The sequence below is a fragment of the bacterium genome, assembly GCA_030654305.1.
Classification (GTDB): Bacteria; Krumholzibacteriota; Krumholzibacteriia; order LZORAL124-64-63; family LZORAL124-64-63; genus PNOJ01.
Window position 1 is genome coordinate 1 of record JAURXS010000172.1, and the last position, 3,314, is coordinate 3,314.

Genomic DNA, 3,314 nt, shown 5'->3' on the forward strand with positions numbered 1-3,314 from the left:
CGCCCCGCGGGCCGCGCCCGACAACAGGACCGCGACGACGGCCAGGACGAGGACGGCGGTGATGCCCAGGACGCGGATTTTCATGGCTTGCCCTCCGGTGCGGACCCCGACGAGATTCTAGCCCGGATCACGGACACTAACAAGATCCGTGCGCAACCACTCCAGGAGTGCAACATGTTGTCATAATGTACGTTATATTATTATCGCCGGCTCGCGATCCATTTTCTGTCAAATATCATGGAACTTTTCCTTTATATATGATGGCCTCCCGACATATGATCTGGATCTGAGGAGGTCACACGATGCAAGACCAGCGATTGGTCATGCTGGAGGTCTGGCGCGCCATCTGCCGGCACACGGCCCTCGAGGAATCCCTGGCCACGATCGGCCGCATCCTCGCCGACGAGCTGCCCGTCGACCGCCTGGCGATCGCCCTGCCCGACGAGGCGGCGGCGCAGCTGCTCACCATCACGACGGATCTGGACGCCGACGACGACCGGGGCGAACCGCTGCGCACGACGTCCCCCCTGCCGCCGACCGTCGTGCGGCGCCTGCGCGTCTGGGCCCGACGCACCGGTGCGCAGCACCTGCGGGACGGGGCCGCGCCGGACGGCGAGGCCTGCCCGGTCGGGCCCGCCGCCGACGGCGGCGAGTGGCTGGCCGCTCCCCTCGGCGACACACCCGACCCGCAGGGCGTGCTGCTGCTGCGGGCGCGCGCCCCGGCCTGCTTCGCGCCCGCGCACCTGATGCTGTTCACCGAACTCCAGCGGGCGTTCGCCACGGCCCTGGAGAACGACCGCCGCCTGCGCGAGCTGTCGGCCCTGCGCGCCGCCGCGGAAGCCGACAAGCGGTCCGCCCTGTCGCGCCTGGGCCGCGTCGAACTGACCGACCGCATCGTCGGCGTCGAGAGCGGCTTGGAGCCCGTCATGGCGCGCGTGGCCCTGGTGGCGCGCTCGGGCGTGCCGGTGCTCATCCTGGGCGAGAGCGGCACGGGCAAGGAGGTCATCGCCCGCGCGATCCACGAGCAGTCGCCGCGCCGGCACGGCCCCTTCCTGCGGGTCAACTGCGGCGCGATCCCCCCCGAGCTCATCGACTCGGAACTCTTCGGGCACGAGAAGGGCGCCTTCACCGGCGCCACCGCGTCGCGGCGGGGCTGGTTCGAGCGCGCGGACCAGGGCACGCTGCTCCTGGACGAGGTGGGCGAGCTGCCCCTGCCCGCCCAGGTGCGCCTGCTGCGCGTGCTGCAGGAGGGGTCGTTCGAGCGGGTCGGCGGGGAAAGGGACGTGAAGGTGGACGTGCGCATCGTCGCCTCGACGCACCGCGACCTGCCCGCCCTGGTGCAGAACGGGCGCTTCCGCGAGGACCTCTGGTACCGCATCGCGGGCTTCCCGGTGGTGCTGCCGCCGCTGCGCGAGCGGCGCCAGGACATCCCCGCCCTGGCCTCGCACTTCGCCCACCGCGCCGCCCTGCGCTTCGGCCTGCGCCTGCAGCTGCCCACGCCCACGGACCTGGCCCTGCTGTCCGGCTACGCCTGGCCGGGCAACGTGCGCGAGCTGGCGTCGGTCGTCGACCGCGCCGCCATCCTGGGCGACGGCGCCGGCCTGCAGATCGCCGCCGCGCTCGGCGCGGCGACCTCGTTGCCGTCGCCTGCGGCCGGCGCCGCCGACGACACCACCGCCGCGACGGCGGCCGGCGGCATCGTCAGCCTGGACGAGGCCGTGCGCCGGCACGTCGCGATCGCCCTGGCCGCGACCCGCGGGCGCATCGAAGGGCGCCACGGCGCCGCCGCGCTGCTGGGCGTCAATCCCCACACGCTGAGGGCCCGCCTGCGCAAGCTGGGCGTCGCCTGGGCAAACTACCGCGAAGAAGGGAAAGGAAGGCCGACGACGTGAAGAACCTCCAGAACTCCTGCGTGATGGTCACCGGCGCCAGCTCCGGCATCGGCGAGGCCTGCGCCCGCGCGTTCGCGCGCGAGGGGGCGCGGCTGATCCTGGTCGCGCGCCGCCGCGACCGCCTCACGGAACTCGCCGCCGACCTCGGCGCGCCGTCGCTGACGATCGGGCTGGACGTGCGCGATCGCGAGGCCGTCGACGCCGCCGTGGCGGCGTTGCCCGACCCCTGGCGCGACATCGACGTGCTGGTCAACAACGCCGGCCTGAGCCGCGGCCTCGACCCCCTGCACCAGGGCGACCACGCCGACTGGGAGGAGATGATCGACACCAACGTCAAGGGCCTGCTCTGGGTGTCGCGCGCGGTGCTGCCGGGCATGGCGTCCCGCGACCGCGGCCACGTGGTGAACATCGGCTCGATCGCCGGCCACGAGGTCTACCCCAACGGCAACGTCTACTGCGCGACGAAGTCCGCCGTCGCGGCCCTCGGCCACGGCATGCGCATCGACCTGAAGGGGACGCGCGTGCGCGTCAGCAACGTGGACCCCGGCATGGTCGAATCCGAATTCAGCCTCGTGCGCTTCCACGGCGACGAGGAACGCGCCGCCAAGGTCTACCGCAACTTCCCGCCCCTGCAGCCCGCCGACGTGGCCGACGCGGTCCTCTACTGCGTAACACGACCGGCGCACGTGAACATCTCCGAGCTGGTGTTGTGGCCTACGGACCAAAAAACCGCCACCATCAATCACCCGCGCGGAATAGAGGATGCCGGCCGGTCCTAGGATCCCTTCCTGTAGAGAGAGCACCTTCGCCCAGATGATCCATCGCCACGATGACAGGGGGCGCGTTCCGGGCACCTCGTGTGCCCGGAACGCTTGACTTACGGTCCCCTGCGCCCTCCTGGCGCAGGAAACCTCCACACACCCCTGTCATCGTGGATATGGATGACTCGGGCGAGATGTCTCTCGCTACAGGAAAGGGACCATGGACCGGCCGGGATCCTCTATGCCGCTCGGCGCCTGCTCGTGCTGCTGTTCGACTCTGATCCACACATCCTGTGGTGACAGGGGTGTCCTGGAGGTCCTGGAGCCAGGATGGCGGAAGGGCCGAAAGGCCAAGCGAGTCGGGCACAGGATGTGCCCGACGAGCGCCCCCTGTCACCACAGGATGTGTGGATCAGAGTCGCAACGCAGCATCGATGGCGGCGCGGAGCTCGGGGGCGTCGGGAGCGGTGCGGGGACCGAAGCGGGCGATGACGCGGCCGTCGCGGCCGATCAGGTACTTGGTGAAATTCCAGGTGGGCTCTTCCAGCCCGCCCGCGGTCAGGAAGCGGTAGAGGTCGCACTTGGCGTCGCCCTTGACCGCCACCTTCTCGAAGAGCGGGAAGGTCACCTGGTACTTCGCGTCGCAGAAGGCGCGGATCTC

The 3,314-nt window shown here is 70.7% G+C and carries 4 protein-coding genes; 3 read left to right on the plus strand and 1 reads right to left on the minus strand.

The genetic code is table 11. The features are described from left to right. From Q7W29_04620 to Q7W29_04630, 3 genes are all read left to right on the plus strand, one after another. Positions 1 to 186, plus strand: a 186-nt coding sequence (locus tag Q7W29_04620; protein ID MDO9171100.1) for a hypothetical protein, incomplete at its 5' end; no start/stop codon positions are given. A gap of 116 nt (positions 187 to 302) precedes the next feature. Beyond that, positions 303 to 1,892, plus strand: a complete 1,590-nt coding sequence (locus tag Q7W29_04625) for a sigma-54 dependent transcriptional regulator (protein ID MDO9171101.1) — start codon at positions 303 to 305, stop codon at positions 1,890 to 1,892. Then, positions 1,889 to 2,671, plus strand: a complete 783-nt coding sequence (locus Q7W29_04630; GenBank protein MDO9171102.1) for an SDR family oxidoreductase — start codon at positions 1,889 to 1,891, stop codon at positions 2,669 to 2,671. The genes Q7W29_04625 and Q7W29_04630 overlap by 4 nt, the downstream gene beginning before the upstream one ends. 394 nt (positions 2,672 to 3,065) lie before the next feature. On the opposite strand, the gene Q7W29_04635 is transcribed toward Q7W29_04630, so the two are convergent. Continuing rightward, on the minus strand, positions 3,066 to 3,314 hold a 249-nt coding region (locus Q7W29_04635), incomplete at its 5' end, for a glutathione peroxidase (GenBank protein ID MDO9171103.1).